At 36.5% G+C, this 26,637-nt stretch carries 18 protein-coding genes and 2 pseudogenes; 15 read left to right on the top strand and 5 right to left on the bottom strand.

What is annotated here, in order from left to right:
* The first annotated feature begins 194 nt into the window (after positions 1–194).
* The 5 genes and pseudogenes from FTV27_RS15405 to FTV27_RS17390 all read left to right on the top strand — a co-directional run.
* The gene (locus FTV27_RS15405; RefSeq protein ID WP_180047565.1) at positions 195–866 is read left to right on the top strand and encodes a hypothetical protein; all 672 of its coding nucleotides are present in this window, start codon (positions 195–197) and stop codon (positions 864–866) included.
* Positions 863–5,914 carry a tyrosine-type recombinase/integrase gene (locus FTV27_RS15410; protein ID WP_180079217.1) on the top strand — a complete coding sequence of 1,684 codons (5,052 nt, stop codon included), beginning with the start codon at positions 863–865 and terminating at the stop codon, positions 5,912–5,914. Before FTV27_RS15405 ends, FTV27_RS15410 begins: the two co-directional genes overlap by 4 nt.
* A 794-nt stretch (positions 5,915–6,708) precedes the next feature.
* Complete coding sequence (locus FTV27_RS15415; RefSeq protein ID WP_180036179.1) at positions 6,709–8,364, top strand: HNH endonuclease signature motif containing protein; 1,656 nt, start codon at positions 6,709–6,711, stop codon at positions 8,362–8,364.
* Between the two features lie 539 nt (positions 8,365–8,903).
* On the top strand, positions 8,904–10,136 hold the full coding sequence (locus FTV27_RS15420) for an ATP-binding protein (protein WP_180079218.1): 1,233 nt from the start codon (positions 8,904–8,906) through the stop codon (positions 10,134–10,136).
* Between the two features lie 35 nt (positions 10,137–10,171).
* Positions 10,172–10,276: pseudogene (locus tag FTV27_RS17390) on the top strand (HNH endonuclease); the annotation flags it as partial.
* A 138-nt stretch (positions 10,277–10,414) separates the two neighbouring features.
* On the opposite strand, the pseudogene FTV27_RS15425 reads toward FTV27_RS17390, so the two are convergent.
* The 3 genes and pseudogenes from FTV27_RS15425 to FTV27_RS15435 all read right to left on the bottom strand — a co-directional run.
* Positions 10,415–10,576, bottom strand: a pseudogene (locus FTV27_RS15425) (DUF4236 domain-containing protein); the annotation flags it as partial.
* A gap of 224 nt (positions 10,577–10,800) precedes the next feature.
* The gene (locus tag FTV27_RS15430; protein ID WP_180035932.1) at positions 10,801–10,983 is read right to left on the bottom strand and encodes a hypothetical protein; all 183 of its coding nucleotides are present in this window, start codon (positions 10,981–10,983) and stop codon (positions 10,801–10,803) included.
* 512 nt (positions 10,984–11,495) lie between these two features.
* Entirely contained in the window at positions 11,496–12,245 is a 750-nt protein-coding gene (locus FTV27_RS15435; RefSeq protein ID WP_180035931.1) for a metallophosphoesterase, read from the bottom strand.
* A 581-nt stretch (positions 12,246–12,826) separates the two neighbouring features.
* Between FTV27_RS15435 and FTV27_RS15440 the strand changes: the two genes are divergently transcribed.
* On the top strand, positions 12,827–14,461 hold the full coding sequence (locus tag FTV27_RS15440) for an HNH endonuclease (protein ID WP_180035930.1): 1,635 nt from the start codon (positions 12,827–12,829) through the stop codon (positions 14,459–14,461).
* 120 nt (positions 14,462–14,581) lie between these two features.
* On the opposite strand, the gene FTV27_RS15445 is transcribed toward FTV27_RS15440, so the two are convergent.
* On the bottom strand, positions 14,582–15,109 hold the full coding sequence (locus tag FTV27_RS15445; protein ID WP_180079219.1) for a hypothetical protein: 528 nt from the start codon (positions 15,107–15,109) through the stop codon (positions 14,582–14,584).
* 134 nt (positions 15,110–15,243) lie between these two features.
* Between FTV27_RS15445 and FTV27_RS15450 the strand changes: the two genes are divergently transcribed.
* The 5 genes from FTV27_RS15450 to FTV27_RS15470 all read left to right on the top strand — a co-directional run bounded on the left by FTV27_RS15450 (position 15,244) and on the right by FTV27_RS15470 (position 18,969).
* Complete coding sequence (locus tag FTV27_RS15450) at positions 15,244–15,828, top strand: class I SAM-dependent methyltransferase (protein WP_180079220.1); 585 nt, start codon at positions 15,244–15,246, stop codon at positions 15,826–15,828.
* Positions 15,821–16,828 carry an HNH endonuclease domain-containing protein gene (locus FTV27_RS15455; RefSeq protein ID WP_180079221.1) on the top strand — a complete coding sequence of 336 codons (1,008 nt, stop codon included), beginning with the start codon at positions 15,821–15,823 and terminating at the stop codon, positions 16,826–16,828. The genes FTV27_RS15450 and FTV27_RS15455 overlap by 8 nt, the downstream gene beginning before the upstream one ends.
* Positions 16,829–16,845: 17 nt before the next feature.
* A complete protein-coding gene (locus tag FTV27_RS15460) occupies positions 16,846–17,859 on the top strand; it encodes a competence protein CoiA family protein (protein WP_168369579.1) in 1,014 nt (337 codons plus the stop codon).
* Between the two features lie 241 nt (positions 17,860–18,100).
* Positions 18,101–18,532 (top strand): hypothetical protein, encoded by a 432-nt coding sequence (locus tag FTV27_RS15465; protein WP_168369578.1) that lies wholly within the window; start codon positions 18,101–18,103, stop codon positions 18,530–18,532.
* A gap of 8 nt (positions 18,533–18,540) precedes the next feature.
* Positions 18,541–18,969 (top strand): hypothetical protein, encoded by a 429-nt coding sequence (locus FTV27_RS15470; protein ID WP_168369577.1) that lies wholly within the window; start codon positions 18,541–18,543, stop codon positions 18,967–18,969.
* Here the strand turns inward: FTV27_RS15470 and FTV27_RS15475 are convergent.
* Entirely contained in the window at positions 18,966–20,147 is a 1,182-nt protein-coding gene (locus FTV27_RS15475) for a hypothetical protein (protein ID WP_180079222.1), read from the bottom strand. The two genes, FTV27_RS15470 and FTV27_RS15475, sit on opposite strands and share 4 nt — an antisense overlap.
* Positions 20,148–20,290: 143 nt before the next feature.
* On the opposite strand from FTV27_RS15475, the gene FTV27_RS15480 reads away from it, so the two are divergent.
* The 4 genes from FTV27_RS15480 to FTV27_RS15495 are packed head-to-tail and all read left to right on the top strand — an operon-like array spanning position 20,291 to position 26,636.
* Positions 20,291–22,657: a class I SAM-dependent DNA methyltransferase gene (locus tag FTV27_RS15480; protein ID WP_168369576.1), complete on the top strand. Its 2,367-nt coding sequence runs from the start codon at positions 20,291–20,293 to the stop codon at positions 22,655–22,657.
* Between the two features lie 11 nt (positions 22,658–22,668).
* Positions 22,669–23,982: a restriction endonuclease subunit S gene (locus FTV27_RS15485; RefSeq protein WP_257230038.1), complete on the top strand. Its 1,314-nt coding sequence runs from the start codon at positions 22,669–22,671 to the stop codon at positions 23,980–23,982.
* Between the two features lie 56 nt (positions 23,983–24,038).
* Complete coding sequence (locus FTV27_RS15490) at positions 24,039–25,217, top strand: DUF4268 domain-containing protein (protein ID WP_180079224.1); 1,179 nt, start codon at positions 24,039–24,041, stop codon at positions 25,215–25,217.
* Between the two features lie 39 nt (positions 25,218–25,256).
* On the top strand, positions 25,257–26,636 hold the full coding sequence (locus FTV27_RS15495) for a DUF262 domain-containing protein (RefSeq protein WP_180079225.1): 1,380 nt from the start codon (positions 25,257–25,259) through the stop codon (positions 26,634–26,636).
* Position 26,637 lies beyond the last annotated feature (1 nt).

Below are 26,637 nucleotides of genomic sequence, written 5' to 3' on the forward strand. Positions count from 1 at the left end.
AAAAGGCGATACATAACCCAATGCGCTGTGTACACGCTTTTTGATTTAGTATAAAAATAAGGTTAGTAAATAAATCATATAATCCAGATACTTATTTAGTAAATATAAAATTTATTTGATTTTACTTTGTTAATTTAGGGACTATGGTATTCTATTATTTTAACGCTAAAAATAATTTACCTGTGCAGAAAAAAATGATGACACCATTGCTCATTGATGCATTGACAATATCTGAAGGTAGGTTTGAAAAACCATGCCCAGCTTTAGTTTTGAAAATGATGTTACTCAATGGGGAAATAAGCAGTGAGTTTTCAGAAAAAATTAAAAATCAAGCATTACTACTGCTCGCGATATATCGTAAGTTATTGCTTGCTGTCGATAGGGATTTATGTAAGGTAAAAACTCTACAGGACAGTGTGAAAAGAAGACACTGGGGAAAAATGGATAAAGCACAGGACAAGATGGTGGTTGCAGACCAACTTCGGCTAAAGCGTTTAGATCCAGAAGAAATGATTTTATTTTTAAATACACAGGATTATCTAGATAAGCTGCCTATTTCCTTTGTAAAAAAACTGGTAGGTTGGGCACCACCAGTGGTGAGTGGTACTTTTTTAATCGAAAATGTTTTAGCTGGTTATATCGCCCAGAAGCTTTTGCCATTAGAAAGAATTAAAGTGAAAGAGCTGGGCAAGTCTGTGCAACCCTATTTTCACATAGCTGACTTTTTTGTGCTTTTACCTCAACTAGAAGAACTGTATCAAAAATATCAAAAGCAAATTGTTCGTTTGGCGCCAACGGCAGAAGTTGCTTTAGCTTTAACAGACTTTGGGAAAGCATGGATTTATCGTCTTAGGAGTAGGCTATGAATATTTATTTTCAGCAACTGCTAGAATGGATAAACCAGAATACCCCTATAGAAGAACAAAAACTCCTCCGAGCATTATTTTTATTACGTGCACATTATAGCTTAGCCGGTATCGTTGTCATTTGTCAGCGAATTTTCACCTTGATTGGTGATAATGAATTACCAAAATTTCGTGATGAGCTTAAGACTTTAGAGATCATTAGTGCATTAGAGTATTCTGAGGAATATTCACATTTTTTTTCAAAAACAACGGATAAAAATAAACATAACCCCACGCCGTTGCGCCCCTTTACTGGAGACAGTGGAATTTGTGATTTGCTCTTGCTTAAATCAGGAGAAAATCATAATAATGAGAGTTTTGATACTGTAATTATTTGGTTTTTAGAGCAAATTTTTCATTTTCAAGACAGGGTACATGCTCTTGAGCTTTATAGTAGTTATTTAAAGGGTGATGGAAGCATAAAGCTGAAAGACCAAAAAGGATCTCGTGTGTACAATGCCTTTTTAGCGATTAGGCTATTAGGTGATGCTGGTAATACACAGATTTTAGAAGATGTAAAAGCATCACTGCTTCAAAATTCCCCGAAACAACTGATTCAGTTAATGTCTGTTCATAATAAAGATGAACAATTAAATAAAATTTATTATGCATTAAAGCTATTTTTATCACAAATCTGGCAAAATAATCGGCAAAAAAATAAAACAAAACGTCGAGAATTTTTACACCGTATAGGTTTAAAGCATAGAAAACTGATCTTGCAACGATACGGCTCATTAAGTATTGCTATCCAACCTTTAGAGGATGTAGATGAAATTCATCGTGGTCTAGTCTCTGATGTATTTGAGGATGATGAGATTGAAGAAGATGAAACACCATTGGAGCCCTTGTTTAGATTTTTTTTGGCAGAACAATCCGATTTAATTCGAGGGCTTTATGCATCTAAGTCTACTTCTCAACATATTGAAGCTGCAAATGTTGGTTTAGTTTGGACCAAATCGCGATTGTCCTTAAATTCAATTCAAGAAGTATTTAGGCTCTGTCAACCATCTCATACTGATGCCAACTTAATCTTACGCGCAAAATTAGCTTTAATATTGAGTTTACTCACAGGACGTTCGGTTACTGAATTAACAGCGCCTCGTTTTAGTCAAAATGCAGATCAGAATAATATTGCTATTCAGTATAATCATACTTTATCTGCATATGTATTAAGTGTGTTTGCAGGGACACCGACACTCAAAAAAAAACCAGAACATTCTAAATTTCATGTGCCATGGACCAATGAATTACATTTGGTTTTACCAAGTGAACTCAATGATTTGGTGAGTCAAGTCAAAAATCTTGGGATTACGACCCGTCAACTGGCAGTTGAACGCGAAGTTAGAAGATTAATTAACAGTGTACCTCAAGAGCTAGAAGTCAGCCTCAAAAGCATTCGAGATATTCTTCCACGGTTGTTATATGAGCATAGCCAAGGTGATTTAGCTGTCGTTAAAGCAGTGACTAATGCATCAGGTCGAAATTATGATAACTTGATTCATTATGCCTCTTTTGAACAGAGGCAACTTGAGCAACTTTGGGCGGATTGTTTAAGAAAGCTAAATATTGATATTCCTGAATATAGACACTCTTCTAGTGGACGCGTGGGGAGTCCGATTGGGATAAAGATTATTGAAATAAAAAATGAAATTGCACGAATAAAAAATTATATATATCAAGCCAATGAACAGAAAGATTGGCAGATGTTCTTGAAATACTTAATGTCATATACGGAATTATGGATAAATCTTGCCACAGCTGGTCGAGGTATTAAACAACCCTTTCCAAAGTGGATCAGTCAGCAAGGCTGGGCCTTGATTCAAGATAAGCATCATCAAAATGAATCAACTGATCGTTATGTGCCATTGACTCCAGCATTGATCAAACAGATTCAAAGTTTACGTGGTTTGATGGGAATGTTGGGGGAGCAAATTGAGCTACGTGTTGATTTATCATCTTATGCTGTGCAACTGTATGATCCTCATCAGATTAAAGATTTAGTTAGAAATTGGGCACGGAAGTTGGTTCGCTCTGATCGTAATCAGTTACCTGGGAGGTTCAAGGACGCTGGACTTGGGCACTGGATACGGGGTCGTCATCCATGGGATATATTATCCGTATTTCCTGTATCAGTTTTTAAACAACAGTGGCTTGATGTACAAGAAAACCTGCAAAAACAATTAGGTTTCGAATGTCTTGAAGGTTTTGATTTTTTTAAAATCAAGCATATTCCAACATTTGTTTTAACCCAAGAGACTAAAACAGCTCAAGTAGAGACGAAGCCGAGAATACAATATTCAGAAAATGATGTAAAAGAATGGCTGAAAAACTCAGAGTATAAGTCCTATTGTCCGTTGATTTTTGGGGAAAATCCTGAGCCACAAGTAGCTTTAGAGCTTGGACATGTATTAGCTTCACATTTAGCTAAAAATACAAACATTGATTTGCCAGAAGCGATCAAGGCATATTGTGCTTATATTCGCGATAAAACGAAAATTCCTTTATTCGTTCAACTTCCTCAAAAAGCTCATCGTACATGGCTGACATCTGAAAATAGTTTTAGTACATGGGGTTATATTGAACAAAACTTACTTGATCATATTCAGAAGGATTTAGAACATTTACCTGAACATCAAAATTGTGATGTTGAAATAGGACGTTTGCTGGTTGTACTCTCGATGTATTCACAATTGTGCAGAGTAAGCCATTTACAAGCAATGTTAGAGTTTATTGCTTCTGATCAGCCTATAGTCGCTATGGGATATAGTCGGCTTATTGAGCTGGCAGTGAATAATGATAGATCTGTGACGAAGAAACGCCGTACAGTACTGTTAAGTCCTTATGTCTCGACTTTAATTTTAGTAGACCGACAATATCTACAGCCCCGATTAAAAGAGATTTTAGCAAAGTCAAAAGATCTACAAAGAAAGGATTGGCAAAAGTGTTTTAATACATATTTAAAACAAATAGGGGTTAAGTCAACTCTATCGTTAGCTCAATGGTTGAAAGCTTTACAGCAAAATGTGATGTTAAATAGCACTCCGTTGATTGCAGGTTATATATCAGGCCAAGTCCTGACTGAAGATCTTTCAATAAATGAATTATTACGCTTATTCGAATATGAAAAATTAACCACAAATTTAGATAGCACTGAGCCAGAAAGTGAAATAGAAATAGACGATGAGCAACTACATTTGTCTGATATTTTAGCGATGATTCAGCAACTAAAAGGTGAATCTAGATCAAGCATTTGGCTTAAACAGCTTGCCAATAATGAAACGAATCACTACTCAGTCAATTTATTAACGTGCTTTGTGCGATGGCTGATTTTACGCTGTGATGCAGAAGAGTTAAGTCTACAGAATCGAAATATGATTCATCTACATTTGGCCATCGTCAGTGCAGGTATATTGGGGTTTTCAGAAGATTTAACAAAAGATAGCCAGATTGATGAAGATGTATTTCAAAAATGGATGGAGTTGACGCAAGAGCATTTTCCACACCGCAAGCATCTCGCTGCGTGGAATCGCTTTAGAGATTTTTTAATTCAGTTAAATGATAATCGTATAAAGTTACACAAGCGTACAGCGCATCAAGCAAGTGCTAAAGTTTTTTCAAAAAATGAAGTGCAGCAGATCGTTCAAATATTACAATCTGTAGAATCTGGGGTGAATGATGCTGCTTTACGTCTAGAGATTCAGCGTCATTTTCGTTTATCTGCAGCGATGGGTGTACGCCGTTCAGAGACACTTCATTTACGGCCCTTAGATATTGATGAGGATATGCTCCGAATTCGTCCTTATGGTGAGCATCAGTTAAAAACACTTGGATCAGAACGTGTTGTTCCGATGAATTTATTAAGTCAGACGATTCAAAATGGATTAAATGATATTTATAAGAATAAAAAATATTCGATATTAATGTCTGATGAGAATAGTGAGCATAGGCCTTTTTTTGCTCAAATATCTCAAATATTAAAGAAAGTCACTGGAGATGTTGATCTCAGCTTACATCATTTAAGACATACGTTTGCAAGTACATATACTTTAAAGTGTTTGCAAACAGTGGTGGATTTTAAAGCGCTCACGATAGAATTGCCATGGCTACAAAATTGGATGCCATCGAATGAGCAATTTAATACGCTAGTAGGCAATGAAGGACAGGTTGGGCAAGGGATTAAGGCGATTAGTCGAGTGCTTGGACATTTACATGAATCGACAACATTAAAGCATTATGTTCATATCTTATTTCTGGCTACTTATGCCTATAGCATGCAACAACAGCAACCCAATTTACATACTGCATTTTTTAAGCGAGTCATGAGTCGGAGTAATTTATTCAGGCATTTCCAAGCGATTCATCAACAGAATGGTAATCTAAAATATGAGTTGAGAGACACCATCGAAAAATATGTACTCAAAAAAAGACAAAGTCAGAGGTGGGTCATCTATGCTCAAAAAAGAGGGAATTCGACTGGAAAAGTAATTAAACACGAATTATTTCAAAAGTTTGAAGATATTGAGCGGTATCTTATTTCTGGGCAGGGGCAGCCACGATTAGATATTGAGTCCTGGAAGAAAGCTTTAATTATGATGGCAAACATTCCGTCAGGTAAACGTGGTTCAAATATAGGAAGACATCCATTATCGACACAAGGAAAGTTAGCACGTTTGCCTGAATTACTCAGTGCTGTAGATTTTAATTCTGCACAAGAGATTTTAGAGCGATTTGATTATTTAGAACAAAACCAATCAGAAACTTATAATTGGTTAATAAAAAAATGGTTGTATGAAAGTAATGTAACAAAAGTATTGATGCATTTTACGGCAGAGGATGAACCTATGCTTTCAATCCTTACAGAACATCAGTTTTTTCCGATAGTGATGAAACATAATAAATATGATTATTTTAGAATTATGTCTCAACAAGCGTCATTAAGCGCCGTGCGATGGGTACTAGCATGGTTGAGTGTACGATATTTGGTGATTAGAGATCATATCAGAATTTAAGTAAATATGACTTACGCACGCTTTATTACATAAAGTTTTGAAAGACAGCGCTACCCTAATTGAGCTAAATTCAAGTGACAATTTGGGTATAAGTGCAGCCAAATTCTGTGAATTTGTTCAAGACAGCTACGTGTGCATAAATATCATTTACCTGACTACATCATACCTTGCATTTAATATGCTGCTAGAAGCCGTATAGCATCCTTCCTTGTGCAAATAGCCTAAGCATATATCGTTCAACCTAATGGGCCTAGGAATCAGCGACTTTGATTTGTTCTTTGCTTTCAATTTGATCCATATGTTATCGATTTATATTTTTTTATTTAAAAATGAATAAAAAAATTCTAATTCGGTTTGACCAAAGAAAAAGATACCCATATGATAATTACGTTACAGCAAAATCTGTAATCGGGCGTGGAAACCTGAAAATTACTACAGAAGCATTAAAACCGCTTTAGCGGTTTTTTGTGCTTATTATGCTTAGTTTGCCATTATGGTAGGCCAGGCAGGGCAGTCTATGACTGGCCGTCTTCTGTAGTGCGGTATTTCCACCCCTGTTTGGTCTACCTCCATCTCGTGGAAAAGATGGTTGTAGATAGTTAATTCTAAACTACAGGTACTAAACATGAAGATTTTATTATCTAATCCCCCCATTTCTCTTAGGTCTCTTTTGTTAGCGCTGACTGGATATTGACGGTCATTTAATTCACAGCTTTAACCAAATCGAACTATATACATTTTCAAATTTCGTACTTGAGCGAAAGTAGGAAAGTGTTGCCTGGAGAAAATAAGAAATGGGTTCTACACGACTATTGACCAATATTATTCAGCGTAAAGTCATGTTGCCAGAAGAAATGTCACCTTCAATGCAGCGTGACAATTTTGAAGTGGCACTGACTGATTTTGAAAAGCATCCAATCATCAAATGTTTATTTAAGGCGGATAACCAGCGTTCTACGGAATGTTGGAGCGTGCAAGAAATTGCAAACTTTATTGAGGATTGCACAGAAGATCAAAACATCAATTTATGCATTTTGTATTGGAAAGATATACACGGCAATATTTACATTATTGATGGAGCACATCGTCTTTCCTGTATCTATGCGTGGATTAATAGATATTTTGCGGATGAGCAAGTCACTCAATCACCTAATTTCAATGATCCACAAAAACAAGATATTCGTTACCTCCGCAATTATTTAGGAGATCTCGCTGATTTTCAAAAAATTTGTACTGATGCCGAATTCGCAGAAAAAAAATCGAAATTAGGCGATATTAAAATCAGTTTCAGGCAGGTACTGGGAACTCCGGAAGATGCGCGACGGGTATTTCAATCGATTAACTCAGATACTAAACGTTTAGATAAATATGAGGAATATCACCTAAGAAATCGCGGTAGTGACGCGTATTATGCGATCTATGCCTGTTGTTATATCAATGACAATAAATCTAACCTAGAAGAGCTCCAATATACACGTTTAAATGAGTTGATTGAGTTAGGGGAGAGGATCCACCAGCTACTTTTTTCGACCATTTTATTAGACAATGAAATGAGTCATGGCAAAAAAATTGGCTTGGTCAATGAGCTGATGAATATCATTGCGGGTGATCAGATTCATAATATTATGAGTCTGAATCAGGGGGAGCGCGTTGAAAACCTAATGTCGCATCTGTTGACTATTCTTTGCAGAATAGCGACGCCTGTAAAAAATGCTGGGGTTCCGAGTTTGGGCTTACATCCATACTTATATTTTTATAAGGATCAGCGTTTTCAGATTACTTCTTTTCTTGCATGGTTTTCAATTGTGTATGAAATTCATGAAAGCCGCATGCAGATTCATCATCGAACGATTAGTTTCAAGGACTTCACCCGGGTACGCCGTAGTATTGAGTTCTTGATCGCCAATTTCCCCGTGGCGACCACCGAAACGGTCGGCAAGTTCGGCAGTGGTATCAAGGGCTATGATCGGCTACAAATTGTCTATAAAGCCTTTATTTGCTTAAGCTTGGAAATGGATGTTGATCTTGATGATGAGAAATGCCTGAATACCTTTATTCTGTCCATGTCTAAGGCCTTCAAGTACATAAACTTTAACGAGTTCTATGTCGAAAGGTTTTTGGGTGGTTATGATGATGCAGTAGTCAAGAATGTGGTGGGATATGTGGAGTCGATTAGTCCAATTTCTCGGTCAAAGCCAAAGGCCTTTTCGGCATTAACCAAGAGTCTGCTTAAGCACAATTTTCTGGTGGGTAATCATAACTTTTGCCTCATTTGTGATGGATTGATCTATCTTGATTCTACTGAATCGGATCATAGGATTGCCAAAGCCGTAGGTGGGCAAGGCGTTCTAGAGAATGGCCTGCTAGTTCATCCCATCTGTAATAGGATGAAATCAGATCTGAGCCTGGAAGAGATTAGAGCGGATTTGTTTGGTGAATTACTGTATTGAGCAGCAGAGGGGGTAAATTAATTTTCTAAAATTTATCAATGATTTAACTTTTGATATATTCAGCCAATGTGGTTGTTTTTAATTCACTTTAGAATCACAACCAGAAACTAGCTGTAGTTTCTGAATGACCGTCAAGGTCCTTAGTTTCGCCCATAGATTCCCTCTGTGGGCTTTTTTTTGATCAAAAATTGTATAGATGCCCTAAAATAAACCTTTTAGCATTTCATAAGCAATGAGGATTAAGGCTGAGACCATCAGCACAACAAAAATGAGTTCCACTCTAGTTAACATATTAATTCCTTTTACTTTTCACTTAATTTATATAGCAGTTAACTCGTAGCATCAATGAAATAACATAACATGGAAAATAATCAAAAAGACAGAATTTGGATTTTGATCAGATCTACTGTTTGCATGCTTCAACAGTAGCTTTGAATGTTTCACTTAAACTTTAAATTTTTTTTAAAATTGAATATTTTTACATCTAGGTTCTAAACTTTGATAGAATTAATTAAAACTTTAGATTTCAAGTGTAAACAATGAGAAGCGCTAATATTCGACGTGATGGCTACTTAAAATTTCTGAATACATGGCAAGACCGTGATGTCATTAAAGTACTTTCAGGTGTGCGTCGCTCTGGAAAATCCACCTTATTGGCGATGTTTCAACAAGACCTAAAAGCACAGGGTGTACAAGCCGAAAACATCATTGCCATCAACTTCGAATTTATGGAATTTGAAGAACTCACCGATTACCGTAAACTACATGATTATGTATTGTCCAAAGTTGATAAAAGTAAAAAAAACTACGTTTTTTTAGATGAAATACAACATGTTACAAATTTTGAGAAAGTAGTCGACTCCTTATATGTTCGGGATTATATCGATTTATATATTACAGGCTCAAATGCATTCTTTCTAAGTGGAGAACTTGCGACTTTACTTACAGGACGCTATATCGAGCAACACGTTCTACCTCTGTCATTCCAAGAATTTAAACAGTGGCATATTGAAAATAATCCGATCATCCAACAATTATCCAATCGTGATTTGTATGCCATGTATACGCGCAGTAGTTTCCCTTATACGCTTGCCATGACTAGCCAGCAGGAAACTTATGATTACTTGCAAGCGGTTTATGCCAGTGTAATGTTTAAAGACGTTATTCCCCGTTTGAATACTGCCGATATTAACTCTCTCGAGCGTGTCGCAAGATATTTGGCAAGCGTGACAGGCTCACCTATTTCCATTAATAAAATTAAAAATACCTTTGTTTCAAGTGGGGTTAAGATTTCATTTGAAACAGTAAAACGCTATATTCAGGGCTTACAGGACAGTTTGTTATTTTATAGTGCCGCACAATTTAAAGTACGCGGGCGTGAGTTATTACAATCCTCTGAAAAATACTATTTAGTTGATGTCGGATTGCGCCGGATTATGTTGCCTGATGCTAATGCTGATCAAGGTCATATCTTAGAAAATGTGATTTATCTTGAGCTTGTCAGACGAGGTTATACGGTCTATGTAGGGCGGGTTGATGAATATGAAATTGATTTTGTTGCTGTCGATACTTTACAGAATTTAACTTATTATCAGGTGGCATTAGAAACGCTCAATGAGGAGACACTCAGCCGAGAGTTACGTCCATTACAGAAAATTTCTGATTCGTATCCCAAATATTTACTTACCTTAGACACGATAGGGACTGAAGCAAATTATAATGGTATTGTAAAAATGAGTGCTCTCGATTGGTTGCTATGTGAAAATAAGTAAAGTTGAGGGTAGTCATCGGCACTTCTATTTATTGATCAAAACCCAAAGACTTTTCAGCATTAACCAAGAATGTGATCAAGCATAATTTCTACTCCATTTGTGATGGATTGATTTACCTCGACTCGATTGAGTCAGATCATCATGATTGAGCTACAGTCGCTTACTGAAAGTAGCGAGAATTGCGCTGGAGTTTCTGAAGGATATTAATTGCATATTCCTTAGTTTGCCCATTCATCCGTGTGGGCATTTTTTTTGATTAAAATACAATGCTGTTCTTGCTAAAAAATGACGGCACCCACCATAAAACACAATATTCCAAAAATAATCCAAGGCCAGATCTTTGTCTTCGGTTGTTCTAAATTCTGAGGATTATATTCCGTGTGTTCTAGCGATGTCGGTTGTGGAACACGGGTCTTTTTAGAGTAAGGCTGGTGTTTAGAGAGAGGTGGTTCCACTTGTTTGAGATGAGTCTATTGTTCAATCCAGCTTATCTTCTACAAGCGATAGTAGATATCCTGCATGTGATGAATTATCAATGGAAACGGATGATAGAGATGTGTTGAAAGAAACTGCTGAAGCTATGTACGCATCTACAGGTGATACAATTTGGTTAAGCTTTTAAATATAAAATTCAAGCGCTTTATATCGTTTCAATGAGCAGAGTTCAAAATTGCTTGAGTACGTCATCAATTGATATTTCCTCTTCTACATAGAAAACACCATTTTGGTCTGCTTTCATTTTTTTAATAGTATTACCTTGGATTTTATGGATATCGAGTAGATCTTTAAGTATTTGATCTGCAATTTTATTCTTCCAATCATTTTCAGGATCTAAAGGAATCGACATGAGTTTCTCCTAGTTCGGATGTGGTATAAATTTCATTATCAGTATCACAGAAAATTTGAAATAAATTGATGTAGTGGAAAAAGTGGCCAAATATAGGTATGAACATTTAAACGTGGATAATGAGCTTTATTTATAGGCAAGCTTTTGTAGTTCATCTCTATGTTGATGAATTACACGTTTTAAATGATGTAGTACAATACGTTGTGTTGCTTGACTGTTGTCAAATGCCATAGGTATAACTTCAATAATTGGGCGTGATCTTTGTTCAATATTTTTAAAATCGATCGGTCTTCTCATTTTGCCATAAAACTTTATTGGTGTTATGTAATTTTATACTAATTCTAACTATGAGCTAAAGCTTAAAAGTCCTAACAGCACTATTGAGTACCAAAAAACATGTGACGACACTTATTTTAGGTTTTGATAGGACTAATGCTTCATCATTAATATTGCAGACAATTTTAAAATCGAGTTATCTGATGCTTTAAAAAGGTTTCAGAAAAAATATCTATTTAAACTTCGATGATCAAATTTTCTCTAAACCCATTTTTACCTTGCTCTGGTGGATAACCCAAAGGATTGATCACTAATCTACATCCATCGACTACAGTATCCACTGATGTATGCGTATGTCCTGCAATCCATAACTTAAACCCTTTTACATCTAGGTCATTAATAAAATAGGGATTGAGGGCTGATGCAACAGGGTGCGTACCCCAATATGGATCAAGACAAGCTAAATGAGGTGGAAAATGCGTAATAACGATCACATGATCTTGCCCTCTAAACTGCAAAATATTTTGATGATATTTGTTAAATAGTTTTATGTAGTCATCGGCGGTTATAGGTCTATTTTCATTGCTAATCATGATTTGATCAAAATCATAAATCGATTGTTCAGCATCTTTTTGGGACTGTAAAAGCACCTCAGGAGATATAAGTGGAGAATTGGAGCGAAAGTTCGTAAACAGCGTGCCACCTACAAATATTTTATCTTGAATTTTGATATGGTTGTCATCAAGTAGTGCATTTTTTGGGTAGTTTTCTTTCAAGAAATTCACGACTGAACTGTAGTTAGAGCTGTAGTAATCATGATTACCTAAAACAAAGATAAATTTTTTATTCAGAGATTTACATTTTTCGGCAAACTCAATTGCACCACTTAAGCGATTAGAAAAATCGCCAGCGTGAATAATGACATCAGCTTGCTCTGATATTGAATATTTAGAATTGTGAGTATCCGATAAAATTTGCAGTTTCAATCTACTTCCTTTATTAAATCACGCTGCTTAAATATATAGAGTTTCATTGCGATTAGTTTACAGCAACTAAATATTGTAGAAATTATAAGATACTTATCTGTATTCTTAAGCCTCTAAAAATATAGGTAATTATTTTTGAATCAATTGATTAAATATTGATCATAAAATTTGACCAATTGAATTTATGCACATAAGATAAAGATGTTACAGCAAAATCTGTGACCAGGCGTGGAAACCTGTTACTCAACGAACTAAAGAGTCGCTTTTAGTGGCTCTTTTGTGTCTACATGGCGCTTTTATGGTAAGCCAGGTAGGGCAGTCTTTGACTGGCCGTTTCGTTGAGCGGTATTTCCACACCCTATTTGGTTTGCCTCCATCTCGTGGAAAAGATGTTGGCAAACGACAATCTATCAACGAGGTTTAAAATGCATCTTTATATTATTTCTATCTGTTTTTTCTCTAGCAAAAAGATACTTCTGAGTTGATGAGTTTTTAATTCATTTATCACTGATTTTAATTTTAATTACTTCTAATTTCGTAATCTCACGAGATCTAGAGAAGTATTGCCTAGAGAAAATAAAATGGCTCGTACTAAGCTTTTAACCAATATTATTCAAAGAAAAATGATGCTGCTTGACGAAATGTCGCACTCAAATCTGCACCATAACTTTGAAATATCACTTTATGACTTCGCCAACCATGAGATCCTAGAAAAACTATATAAAGCAGACAATCAACGCTCCACAGAGTGTTGGAGCCCTGCTGAAATTCAGGAGTTTATTCTAAACTGTTTGAATGATCGTAATGTCAATTTATGCGTTCGCTATTGGAAAGATGCTGCTGGTAATATTTATATCATCGATGGTGGGCACAGGATTTCAATTATCTATGCTTGGATCAAAAGATACTTTATTGATGAGCAAGTAGCAGGAGCCCCAAAATTCACGGCACCACAAAAACGAGATATTCGTCAGATTCGTAATCGATTAGGTGGATTAGCTGATTTTCAAGAGTTATGTAACGATTCTGAGTTTCAGCAAAAATTAAAATCAACCAAAATTAATTTTATTGAAGTCATTGGGACACCTGAGGAAGCTCGAAAAGCCTTTTGTTCAATCAATTCGGATACGAAGCGATTAGATCCAGATGAAGAATATCATTTACAGAATAGGGGGAGTGATGCTTTTTATGTGATTTATGCGTGTTGTTATATAAACGATAATAAATCCAACTTGGCTGAACTGAATTACGATCGGATAAATGAAGTGATTACTTTGGGTGAGCAAATTCATGATCATCTTTTTAAGATAATACTTTTAGAGCCGGATTTAACACACGGTAAAAAAATCGGCTTGGTCAATGAACTCCTGAATATCATGTTTGGTGATACTAGTCAGAATACTGTGAGTATAGACCAAGGTCAGCGTGTAGAAAATTTAATGCTAAAACTTAGAGTTGTGCTGTGTCGTATCGCTACACCAGCAATTAGTATTCGGATTCCAAGTCTGGGCTTACACCCAAAACTATATTTTTATAAAGATAATCGTTTTCAAGTGACATCCTTTTTGGCCTGGTTCTCTATCGTCTGTGAAATTCAAGAAGACTGTTTTGAAATACAGAATAAAAAGATAGATTTTATTGGATTTACTCGAGCACGCCGTGGTGTTGAAAGTTTAATTGAAAAAATTCCTGTGGCGATCAAAGAAACTGTCGGTAAGTTTGGTAGCGGGATCAGATCACATGAGCGATTGAAAAACGTCTATCAAGCATTTATCTGTATTGGACTCAATATGGATTTAGATTTCGAAGATGAAGTTTGTTTGAACACCGTCATTCTTTCGATGAGTCAATCATTTGATTATATTAATTTTAATGATTTTTACCTTGAACGTTTTGGTGGTGATTATGATGAGACCATTGTGGATGATGTTGTGAGCTTTGTGAAATCAGTAAGACTAACAAAGAAGAAAAAACCTCTAAATTTTTCACTCGCGACCAAAAGAAATCTTTATCAACGTGAGGAAAGGAAAACATGGAGCTATTGCGAAGTATGTGATAGCGCTCTATACCTTGAATCGACTGAAGTAGATCATCGAGAATCGAAAGCAGAAGGTGGTTACGGTGTTTTAGAAAATGGAGCAATTATTCACCCGATATGTAATCGTTTTAAGTCAGATCGTGCTTTGGAAGAAGTAAGAGCAGATTTATTTGACTAAAAAGATAAGGGAGCAAATGCTCCCTTATTTTTTTGTTTTTTAGTAGACTGGGGTCAGTGTTTAGCCTAAGTGCAAAATCAATAAGTATTTGGACACCCATTCTTCTTTAAGTTGGACACTTTAATAAACGTATTCATTAATTTTGCAGTGTTCCTCAGTTGGTAATGTGAATACCATGCCACTCACCAACGAGCTAATACGATTACTTTCAGCCTTACGTTGCTTGGTATTCACCGACAGGGCATAAATGATCATTGTGTCCCGATACATTTTTTCAGGCTCAACTTTATAGTCAATTTCCGCAGCACAAACCATTTTTCTACTAACTTCGTGTGACGCTCTACGATAGACCTCACGATCATCACTAGCCAAAGTCAGCTTTCTTCGTAATTCTTGTGCATACTGCATATATACGCTAACAAATTCAGGGTTATTCCCATATTTGAGCTTTATGTATCCCTCAATATCATCACGCACACCATTACTATTTGCATCAATCCCACCAATGTTTTTTGTTTTATCTTCATTTTTTAGGAATTTTGATGTTCTCACTTCTTTTAGTGAATTCTGAATACTTGGATTAAGAAGCGAGGAACAGGCCATCAAAAGTATACTTAAGCAACTCACTGCAATAACCGCTTTTTTCATAGGAATCATTTTACTTTTTTCTTTTAAATTTCGTTTTAGATGCAAAGAGTGTCCAATTAAAAGAAGAATCTGTATCCAGTACGATATACTATTAAGTGTCCAATTGGGCAAGAATATGCACCTAAGCAACCAATATGAAAACAATAGACTATTACAATCAATACGCAGATCAATTTTTACAAGCCACGTTGTATGTGGATATGGAAAGCCTATACCAACCATTTTTAGCTGAGTTGCCAGATTCTGCACGCATCCTGGATTTAGGCTGTGGCTCAGGGCGTGACACTTTGGCTTTTAAAAATAAAGGCTATCAAGTGGATGCGACGGACTATTCTGAAGTATTGGTCGAACGAGCGACCCAATTGACAGGAGTACCTGTTAAGCAGCAAAGTTTTTATGAGCTTGATATGCACGATGTTTATGATGGGGTATGGGCATGTGCCTCTTTACTACATTGTGCTCGTAACAGTCTCCCTGATGTTTTAAAACGTATTCATGCTGCGTTACGCCGTGGCGGTGTTTGTTATATGTCTTTTAAATATGGAACAGCAGATAGAGTAAAAGGCGGTAGGGCGTTTACTGACTTAAATGAAGAGCAGGCTCATGAATTGTTAGATCAGTTGAATGGAGTTAGGTTGTTAAAACAGTGGATTACAGTAGATCAGCGACCTGATCGACAAGAAAAATGGCTGAATGTACTTTGGAAAAAACATGCCTGACTTTATTCCTACTGCACAAGAACAACTTAAATTTGTAAAAAATATTCAGCTGATTTTACAGTCGGGTAGTTTTAGTAGCACCTATAAATTTGCATTGCTGATTAGCCTAAGCCGATTAGCTATTGAAAAAGGTGAAGATTCAGGTGAAAGTCTATCACTCGAATATATGGATATCGCTGAGAAGTTTATCGAGCTGTATTGGAAGCAAGCAGTACCCTACACCTTTAATGATGAAGGGCAGCTGATTTTAAATCAAAACAATGGTAAACAAGCTGCCATTGTGAATCGCATTATACAGCTTCGGCAAAGCTACTCTTCTTTGGGGTTATTAAGACGAGATTCATTGGTGTGGTTGAAGCTAGTTAAAGATGTCGCTCGCACTGTAAAAGACATGCCAGTCCGCTACTTGCAAAACATCAACGGTCAAAATTTTGAGTTTTTATATCAGCTTGATCGGTGTGGAAAGCAGCTCATCCTTTTGCCTCAAGTCATGTTTTGCTTACGACAGTTCAGTGAAATCATCGAAGAGCTTTGCCAGAAACGTTGGATTGACTTTATCCGTAAGAACAGCAGCAATGCAGCCATCTTGAATCAATTACCTAATCTTGAACAATTCATGTTTGAGCCGAGTAGAAACCAGTTGAATGCGGTAGCAAATGTATTGGTCGAGCTGCAAGACTGTAAATGCTTCTACTGCAGTAAACCGATGCGAAATGGCAATTACGCCGTTGATCATTTCATTCCATGGTCTATGTATCCATCAGATACAGGGCATAACTTCGTATTGGCAGATTCAAGCTGTAATTCTAAGAAAAGTAATCTACTCGCATCAGAAGAGTTTTTGCATAAGTGGCAGGAGCGGAATGCAGAACAGGATATGATCATCGTCGATCGAATTTCTGTATTGGGATTTCTGACAGATAAAGAGCGGTCACATAAGGTGGCAGAGTGGGCTTATGCACAGGGAAAAGAAAATAATTATTTGATGTGGACGGGTTAAATTTATAAGGAAGTGAAATGGCACGTTATCAATATGCAAAAAATGAACATGGTAAAATTGTCAAAGCAGTTGATTTAGTCGGACAAGAAGAAAAATCTGAATACATTTGCCTGGGCTGTGACAATCCTTTAATTGCTAAGGTGAATGGCAAAATCAAGAAACCTCATTTTGCCCATAAGACTGTACTAGAGTGCAATGGTGAAACTTACCTACACCGTTTGGGTAAACGTGCTTTTTTTGAAACATATCAAAAATGTTTAGCTGAAAATGAACCATTTTACATTACTTTTCACGTGCCTAAGAAATGCCAAAAATTTAAAAGAACCATTCGCAAGTATTGTGATCTTGGCTATGCCGAGAAACGATTTGATCTAACGAGCTATTTTTCACAGATACAAGTCGAAAAAAGGCACGATCATTTTATTCCAGATTTATTGTTGACTCGCCAAACGAATGCTGAAGACTGCATTTATATTGAAATTGCTGTGACTCATTTTCTGAGTGAAAAAAAGGAAAGTTCAGGTAAACGGATTATTGAAATACCATTAGATTGCGAAGAGGATGTCGAAAAAATCTATAATGCAGATTTACAGCAAAGTGATGCTCTCTTTATTGGGTTTAATCAAGAAAGTACACCTATTGTAGATACTGACTGCAAATGTATGCACAAACGGTATTTCTTATTTCTTGTCTGGGATTCTGGTAAAGCTTGGTTAGGCTTGGAATATCTGTCAGATATAAAAGCAAAATTGGCCAAGTATCAGAACAAAATCGAATATAGCAATATTATTGAAACTGATTTGGAATTTGAGAACTCAAATGTGCTGATGGGTTATGCACATGGGGATATGTTTATTTCGCAGTTAAAACTTGCGGTTGAAAAGAAAGTACCTGTGAAAAGTTGCTTCTTGTGTAAATACAGCGGCGATAATTATAACTATACAGAAGGTCTACCTATCTATTGCAGGGCAAAAAAGAAAGCATGTAATTCAAATCAGGCTGCGGAATGTGATTGGTATAGGCTTGCATAGAAAAAATAAAAGAGAATGATGTGTGAAATTCACTTGTTTAATTTTTAATCTATATTACTGTGTTTCCGGCAAAATCAAAAAAATACTTCTACCATAATGTATCTATCAGCTCGATATGAAGCTGAATTTACATGAAATAAGGAGAAACATAATGAGTAAAGCAGGCTGGCCGAGTACAACAGGAAATCCTTCAGGTGGTGGCCGTGATAATAATCCACCACGTAAGTAAGGAGACAAAAACATGCACTTAAGTTTACAGGTCTCAGGTCCAAATGGTGACGGAATTTTTTCTCCAGCAACTGTTGAAGAGCTTGAGTCAATATTAGGCCAAAAGGTCGTACTATTAAAAGAATTACGTGCTGATTTAGGGCTAGGAGGTATCGTTAATGTTTTTAAAACAGCACATTTGCTCAATATACATTTAGATATTGGCGATAAGGATGATTCTTGGGACTTTCTTTTGTTGCCGTATAAACCTTTCGATAGATCAATATTGAAAATTTATAAGAATGAGGCACTTTGGAAAATTAGACGTAGTTATGAAGATTTTCCTCGATGGGCGCAAGCGGATTATGAAGATGCAGAGGCCTTTTTCAAAGAGATCTCAACGGTAGCAGGTTGGCCGAGTACCACAGGAAACCCTTCAGGTGGTGGTCGTGATAATAATCCGTAGGTAATATGATGATTAAATTATTGGTTTCTGAAGCGAACGGAAAATACCTATACGAGCCTAAAACTGTGGCTGAAGTTGAGCATATTCTAGGTGCTGTTGTTGTTCTATTAAGACAGCCGATTTATTCACTCGGTTTAGGCTGTGTGATTAATGTGTTTAGAACAGCCCAAGCTTTAAATATTGGGCTTGAAATTGGGGCAGAGAAGGATAACTGGAGTTTTATTCTTCGTCCTGAGCATAAATTTAACCCAAGCGCAGGGCGTGCATTTGAGGATAACGCTTGGCGGCAGATCAGGAAATCACATACCGACTATCCATTATGGTCAGAAATTGATTATGCGGATGCCATGGATTTCTTTAAAGAAATTCGCTTCGGAGGTGGTTGGCCGAGTAAAACCGGCAACCCCTCTGGCTCAGGACGTTATAATAACGTCTAAGGTACCTTAGCTACATCATTAAACTGCTTAGGCCACTGAAAAGTGGCCTTTTTCCCATTGTGTAGATGGAACATTTTCCATAAATCCATAAACTCACGAGTAGAACTCAATTCTTGTAAAACTTCGGGAGGATTCATTTTCTGTTCTTCGTAGACAAGGAATTGGAAGTAATAGATAAGCCATAGAGCATTCATTTCATTGAAGACAACGAAATCATCATCCTTGATGGTCCGTGAAAGTAGAAAACGAGAATTAGACTCTGTGATTTTTTCATATAGATCATCAAAAATCAGTTTAACTTGATCAAATGGTGTCGTAAAAAACTGGTCTATATCGGTTAAGTAGCAAAAGCGATCCTCAGCTCTCATTTTTTTTAGTAATTGACGCATCGCTTTAATACGTGGGTGTTCTGTACCATCATTGTTATTGTTATTGTTATTGTTATTGTTATTGTTATTGTTATTGTCATTGTCATTGTCATTGTCATTGTCATTGTCATTGTCATTGTCATTGTCAAAGAGTTCTGTATTCAGATATTTGTCAAATGAGCTGATCGTAGGAAGTTTCTTTAACGGTTTTTTATTTGCGTGTGAAGCCAGTGAATAGATGATGAAATCGGAAAAACTACAGGATGGGCCATAAGGTTTATTTTTCTTAAAACGAAACTTAAACAATTGCGTAAAGCACAATGGCTCCATATTACTGTCTAAGGTTAGGATTGCATCAAGATGAATTAAGAGCAGTATAATGAGATGAATAGGCTGTCTCATTTTCTCAAGGGATAGATAGGCGTGTTCATGACCTGAGCTGACAATGCTCTGAATAAAGCCATTTAATTCAGCGATACTTGCTTCTGAAAAACCATTTAGTTCAGCTTGGTCGAATAGTTCGACATGCTTATTCCAATTGTTATAGATATCATGCTTTAAAGGGTAGAGCGATAAGCATTTTAGAATATAGGCAAAAGTTACTTTTATATCTTCGCCCTGATCTGCAATTTGATTAGTGTAAGTATCTAATACCTTAAGCTCTAAAGCATCACAGAGCAGTCCTTTTAATTCAGACATGCTCATTTCTTTTTCAATCTGACTGGCTTTTTTGACCGCTTGTTCTAGGTTTTTCCCCATATTACGATCGAACTTCATTAAGATTTGAAAATTAAATTGCGTTAAATCCACAAGCCCCCCTTATTTTTCTGAAAAATTGATCCGCGACATTATTTGGCGTATGACCCTAAAGTATTCCATAGATACACTGCCGAAAGCACTGAAAATAGTGTTAAATAACCACATTAAAAATTTACACTTTATTTTGGGTTCTTATGGATCATTCAGTACATAACAAATTGGTTTCATTTATCTGGTCTATCGCTGATGACTGTCTTCGAGATGTCTATGTACGAGGTAAATATCGTGATGTGATTTTACCAATGGTAGTATTACGCCGTTTAGATACGCTGTTAGAGCCAACTAAAGATGCAGTACTCGAAGAAGTACGCTACCAACAAGTCGAAATGGAACTTACCGAGTTTGATGATGAGCCACTGAAAGAAGCATCAGGCTATGTGTTCTATAACACATCTAAATGGACATTGCGTTCGCTGTATACCGCAGCATCGAATAACCCTGAAATTTTATTGGCGAACTTTGAAGAGTATTTAGAGGGCTTTAGCGACAACGTTAAAGAAATCATCCAATGCTTTAACCTCTATACTCAAATTCGCCATATGTCACATAAAAATGTGCTGTTAGATGTGGTAGAGAAATTCTTATCACCATACATCAATTTAACGCCTGAAGATGCAGTCGATCCAGACGGCTACCGTTTACCTGCATTGACTAACTTAGGTATGGGTTATGTCTTTGAAGAATTAATTCGTAAATTTAACGAAGAAAATAACGAAGAGGCGGGTGAGCACTTTACACCACGTGAAGTTATTGAGTTAATGACGCATTTTGTCTTTGATCCAATTCAGGAAAAATTACCTTTAACCATCACTGTCTATGACCCTGCATGCGGTTCAGGTGGGATGCTGACTGAAGCACAGAACTTTATTGAAGAACGTTATAGCGTGGAAAATGGCAACCGTGATGTGCTTTTGTATGGTAAAGAGATCAATGACGAGACGTATGCGATTTGTAAGTCAGACATGATGATTAAGGGAAATAACCCTGAAAACATTCGTGTTGGTTCGACCCTGACCACAGATGAATTTGTTGGCACGAAATTTGACTTTATGTTGTCAAATCCACCGTATGGTAAGAGCTGGGCATCTGAGCAAAAATACATCAAAGATGGCTCAGATGTGGTTGACCCACGTTTTGTGGTGAAGTTGAAAGACTATTGGGGCAATGAAGAATCGTGTGATGCAACACCACGTTCAAGCGATGGTCAGCTTCTGTTCCTCATGGAAATGGTTAATAAGATGAAATCGCCTGAGCATAATGGCATTGGTAGTCGTATTGCCTCAGTTCATAACGGTTCAAGCTTATTTACGGGTGATGCTGGTGGCGGTGAAAGTAATATCCGTCGTTACATCATTGAAAACGATTTGCTCAATGCGATTGTGCAGTTGCCAAATAACCTGTTCTATAACACTGGAATTACAACCTATATTTGGTTGTTATCGAATAATAAACCTGAACATCGTAAAGGCAAGGTACAGCTTATAGATGCAAGTTTAATGTTCCGCAGGTTGCGTAAAAACTTGGGTAATAAAAACTGTGAATTCGCCCCTGAGCATATTGCTGAGATTATGCAGATTTATTTGGCGAGTGAAGATGTAGAGCGTCAGCTTGATGCTCAAAATGATCCTATCGGTATCGCAAGTAAGGTTTTTGATAACCAAGATTTTGGTTATTACAAGGTCAATATTGAGCGTCCAGATCGCCGTACAGCGCAATTTAGTGCAGAGCGTTTACAAGGTTTACGTTTTGATAAGTCATTGTCTGAGCCGATGGAATATATGTATAGCACTTATGGCGATGAGATTTATGTTTCAGGCAAGCTTGAAGCCGTTAAAAAAGATGTATTAGCATGGTGTGAAGAACAAGAAATTACGCTGAACAATAAAGCCCAAGCCAAGCTGTTTGATTTGAAGCATTGGGATGCATTAAAAACAGCGTTGGAAAATGCGTTAAGCATTATGAAACAGGTCGGCACAGACGAGTTTTCTGACTTTAACTTGTTTAAAAAGAAAGTCGATGAAGCGATTAAAGCGTTAAAGATTAAGCTGTCGAATTCTGAAAAGAACAACATTTTAAATGCGGTGAGTTGGTATGACGAAAACGCAGAAAAAGTGGTGAAAAAAGTCGTGAAGCTAAATGACGCTGAGCTTGCTGACTTACTTGCACATTTGGGTTGTACAGAAGCGAATTTAGCTGACTTTGGCTATTATGCAACGGCGAAAAAAGGCGAGTTTACGACTTATGAAAGCAATAGTGACTTACGTGATAGTGAATCTGTACCGTTAAAACAGCAAATTCATCAGTATTTCTTAGATGAAGTGAAACCACATGTGGCTGAAGCGTGGATTAATCTGGATTCTGTGAAGATTGGTTATGAGGTGAGTTTTAATAAGTATTTCTACCAACATAAGCCTTTGCGTTCTTTAGAAGATGTGGCTCAGGATATTTTAAGTCTTGAGAAGCAAGCGGATGGTTTGATTGCACAGATTTTGGGTTTTTAAGGGGAAGCATGATGTTTGAAAAATATGATGCTTATAAAGATTCAGGTGTGGAGTGGATAGGTGAGATACCAAGTGATTGGGAGATGATTTCATTAAAAAGATCAATTGACGGTTGTTTCAATGGTCTTTGGGGTAGTGATCCAAAAGCAAATCATGATGATATTGTTGTTTTACGGGTTGCTGATTTTAATAGAAATAAATTAGTCATTGATAATTCAAAACTAACATTTCGTAATATCAAAAAATCAGAAATTGGTAATCGACTTTTGAAAAAAGGTGATTTGTTAATTGAAAAATCAGGCGGTGGTGACAAAACATTAGTTGGTTGTGTGGTTCTTTTTAATGAAGACTATAAGGCACTTACATCTAATTTTGTTGCCAAAATGACACCAAAAATTAATGTAAATAGTTATTTTTTAAATTACTTTTTTGCAACCTTGTATGCAAATAACATTAATTACCAGTCTATTAAGCAGACAACAGGCATACAAAATTTAGATACAAATTCGTATTTAAATGAAAAGCTTGTATTACCTAGTTTGTATGAGCAGGAAGCAATAGTAAATTTTCTAAATCAAAAAGCATCTGAAATCGACCAAGCCATTGCTATTAAAGAACAGCAAATTGCTTTACTTAATGAACGTAAGCAAATTGTGATTCAAAAAGCTGTGACTCAAGGTTTAGATCCAAATGTCCCGATGAAAGATTCGGGTGTGGAATGGATTGGTCAAATTCCTGAGCATTGGGAAGTGATTAGAAGTAAATTTTTATTTACTCAGCGTAAAGAAAATTCCAAAAAAGACGATGTTCAGCTATCTGCTACTCAGGCATATGGTGTAATTCCTCAGGAAGAATATGAAAAGAGAACTGGAAAGTCGGTAGTTAAGATTTCATTACATCTTGATAAAAGAAAGAGAGTTCATCTTAATGACTTTGTTATTAGTATGAGAAGTTTTCAGGGTGGGCTAGAAAGAGCATGGGCAGAGGGATGTATCCGATCGTCATATGTTGTTTTGAAGCCTCTAAAGCCTATTGATCCAGACTATTATGGGTATCTTTTTAAGACACCAATGTATATCAAAGCTTTGCAAAATACTTCTAATTTTATCCGTGATGGACAGGATTTAAATTTTGGAAATTTCTCGCAGGTTGATTTATTTATTGTTCCGTTATCTGAGCAAAAACAGATTGTGGAATACATTAAAAGTCAGCTAGGTGATTTTGAAAAGCACCTAGAGTTATTAAATCAACAAATCGAAAAGCTAAAAGAATATAAAACCACACTCATAAATGATGCTGTGACAGGCAAAATTAAAGTGGCATAAAAAATAAAACCTAGCCAACTTTGGTTCGCTAGGTTTTTTAATATTTCGGGGGGAATATGAGCTTATATACAGTAGACACAACCAATAAAAAACTGAAACCACTAGACGGTACAAAACTCAGCGAACAACAGCTAACCGAGCGTTATGACTTGCAAGAATGGTTAGTGAGCCATCCTGAAGCATTGGGCGAAGAACTACTGATTATCCAAAAAGAATTCGATGGCTTTGATGGAACGGGTGAACGGCTTGATCTTTTGGCTTTAGATACCAAAGGACAACTTGTACTGATTGAAAACAAACGCGATGACAGTGGACGTGATGCCGTGTGGCAGGCACTCAAGTATGCGTCTTATGTTGCGCCGTTTACCTCAGATGACATCGAAGACGTCTTTGCAAAATATTTAATGAAAAATAAACCTGTATGTGCAGATTTAGATGATCATGCCTTTGATGCCGACCAAGTCAAAAACACTGCCAAAATACTGATTGAACGCTTTTTAGAAGAAAATCAAGAAATGGGTGTATCGATTACGACACTTAATCCACGCAATAGCCAACGAATTATTTTAGTGGCGGGAGAGTTTCGAAAGGAAGTGACCAATACCGCATTGTGGTTGCTTGACCGTAAGATTGATGTGAAATGCGTGAAAGTTTCGCCATATAAACTAGACGAACAATTGTTGGTGGATATTCAGCAAATTATTCCTGTTCCTGAAGCATCGGAATATATGGTGCGTTTAAGCCGTAAAGATGCGGAAATCAAAGTCATTAAAGAAAGAGAAAGTTCACTTGGACAATTGAGAATAGCCTATTGGACACAGTTGTTAGAGGATTTTCAAAATCGGAACTTTGACCTTTTCCGCAATGTAAATCCAGTTGGTGCAGGATGGCGTAGTGCAGGTGCAACAATTGCACAGTGTAACTACAACTTGATTTTCGCCCAAAAAGAACTCCGTGTAGAACTTGAGTTTGCAACAAGCAATATCGAAAAAAATAAAAAGCTCTTTGATTTCTTCTATGCACGTAAAGCAGAAATTGAGCAAAGTTGTGGTCTACATTTAGATTGGCGTAGATCAGAAGATCAAAAATTATCAAAGATTGTGGTTGTTAACGCCGTAGAGGGTTATAACAAAGCATTTTGGCCTGAATATATTCAATGGCATTTTGAACACGTGCAAAAGTTTGAGCAGGTGTTTAAGCCGTATATGAAAGATGCGTATCAAGTGATTAAGTAAGAAAGCATAGATCTAAGAATTGAAAATTGAGGGTAGGTTGTGTCAGAAAAACAAGGGTTGATTAAAGTGGCTGTGTGCAATGTGGCACAGTTGCTCAGTGGTAAACGCATTAAAACAGAAAATCAAAGATATATTCAGGGGCAATTGAGCATTCCTGAGTATCAGCGCCCCTATGTGTGGGGTGAAAAGCAAATTGATAAACTGATTGAAGACCTTAAAGATCATCAAGAACAATTTACTGACAGCCCTTATTATCTTGGAAGTGTGATCTTACATGCACAAGATGGATATTTAAATATTATTGATGGGCAACAGCGCTTAACTACACTTGCTTTACTGGGCTATCTAAATGCTGAGCTTGATGATGTATCACTCACTTATCAAGCAAGTTTGAGTATTCAGCATATAAAGCAAAATTTACAGTACCTTGAAAAAAATCGGAGTAAATGGGAAGACTACATAAACTTTGAAAGTATTGTTGTATCACTTGTAGTCACTGAATCTGAAGATGATGCTTATAAGTTTTTTGAAACACAAAACACAGGTGGGGTAAGGCTCACAGGACCAGATATTATTAAAGCGCATCATTTGAGAGCTGTACCTGTCGATTATAGAAATCATTATGCGAAAGAGTGGGAAGATTTAGGTGAGTTACAAGGCATAGTCATGACGCTATTAAGAGGGCGTTATTGGAATAGTCTGAAAGGGCGAACAGTTCCGTTTTATCAAGAAAAACAAAAAATTCGAGATGAAGTAGTTGAAGAGTTTGCCAACCGAACCCTAAAACATCAAGACGATGTTGCTTATGGTCTTATGCGCTTGACATATACACCCATGACCAAACAAGCAAAGCAAGATGTACAAAATAGTTACCAGCTTAGACAGCCGTTAAATGAAGGTATTAATAGTATTTCCTATATGGAATACTTTCAAAATTTATACAGTAAATATTATAAAGATTTAAAAGTCAGCTATTTACCAGAGTATGCTAAATTTATTGATTGGTTAAAAAATCTAGAAGGCTGTCGTTTTTTAGAAGAACTTTTCGTCACTGGGTTGATGTTATACCTCAGTCAATTTGGTGAATATAAGCTTGATGCCTTCGCTAAGAAATTGTTTAGGGTGGCCTATTCAAAACGTGTCAGTAATAAAAAAGCAGTAAGGGCAGATTCAATACCGGAGTTTTTGAAAGGCCATAAAGTGTTAGATCAGATCGCTTATAGCTTTACAGCAGAACAGGTTTTTGAAAGTTTAGATTGCTTTGAACTAAAAGTAGATGAAGATGGACTCAATGAAAACACTGTCAAAAGACATTTTGTTGAGGAAACAAATGCACACTTTGAATTAGGAATACGCCCAACACAGTATGCTGAACAATTTGCAAAACAGTTGAGCCAAAAGATACGGAATTTGGGGTAAT

Origin of the sequence: Acinetobacter sp. YH12251 (assembly GCF_013417465.1) — a bacterium.
Lineage (GTDB): Bacteria > Pseudomonadota > Gammaproteobacteria > Pseudomonadales > Moraxellaceae > Acinetobacter > Acinetobacter amyesii.

Bases quoted from the DNA above. Each gene is read 5' to 3' on its own strand.
- FTV27_RS15405 (WP_180047565.1), top strand. From the start codon at position 195: ATGATGACACCATTGCTCATTGATGCATTGACAATATCTGAAGGTAGG.
- FTV27_RS15410 (WP_180079217.1), top strand. From the start codon at position 863: ATGAATATTTATTTTCAGCAACTGCTAGAATGGATAAACCAGAATACC.
- FTV27_RS15415 (WP_180036179.1), top strand. From the start codon at position 6,709: ATGGGTTCTACACGACTATTGACCAATATTATTCAGCGTAAAGTCATG.
- FTV27_RS15420 (WP_180079218.1), top strand. From the start codon at position 8,904: ATGAGAAGCGCTAATATTCGACGTGATGGCTACTTAAAATTTCTGAAT.
- FTV27_RS15430 (WP_180035932.1), bottom strand. From the start codon at position 10,983: ATGTCGATTCCTTTAGATCCTGAAAATGATTGGAAGAATAAAATTGCA.
- FTV27_RS15440 (WP_180035930.1), top strand. From the start codon at position 12,827: ATGGCTCGTACTAAGCTTTTAACCAATATTATTCAAAGAAAAATGATG.
- FTV27_RS15445 (WP_180079219.1), bottom strand. From the start codon at position 15,109: ATGAAAAAAGCGGTTATTGCAGTGAGTTGCTTAAGTATACTTTTGATG.
- FTV27_RS15450 (WP_180079220.1), top strand. From the start codon at position 15,244: ATGAAAACAATAGACTATTACAATCAATACGCAGATCAATTTTTACAA.
- FTV27_RS15455 (WP_180079221.1), top strand. From the start codon at position 15,821: ATGCCTGACTTTATTCCTACTGCACAAGAACAACTTAAATTTGTAAAA.
- FTV27_RS15460 (WP_168369579.1), top strand. From the start codon at position 16,846: ATGGCACGTTATCAATATGCAAAAAATGAACATGGTAAAATTGTCAAA.
- FTV27_RS15465 (WP_168369578.1), top strand. From the start codon at position 18,101: ATGCACTTAAGTTTACAGGTCTCAGGTCCAAATGGTGACGGAATTTTT.
- FTV27_RS15470 (WP_168369577.1), top strand. From the start codon at position 18,541: ATGATTAAATTATTGGTTTCTGAAGCGAACGGAAAATACCTATACGAG.
- FTV27_RS15480 (WP_168369576.1), top strand. From the start codon at position 20,291: ATGGATCATTCAGTACATAACAAATTGGTTTCATTTATCTGGTCTATC.
- FTV27_RS15485 (WP_257230038.1), top strand. From the start codon at position 22,669: ATGTTTGAAAAATATGATGCTTATAAAGATTCAGGTGTGGAGTGGATA.
- FTV27_RS15490 (WP_180079224.1), top strand. From the start codon at position 24,039: ATGAGCTTATATACAGTAGACACAACCAATAAAAAACTGAAACCACTA.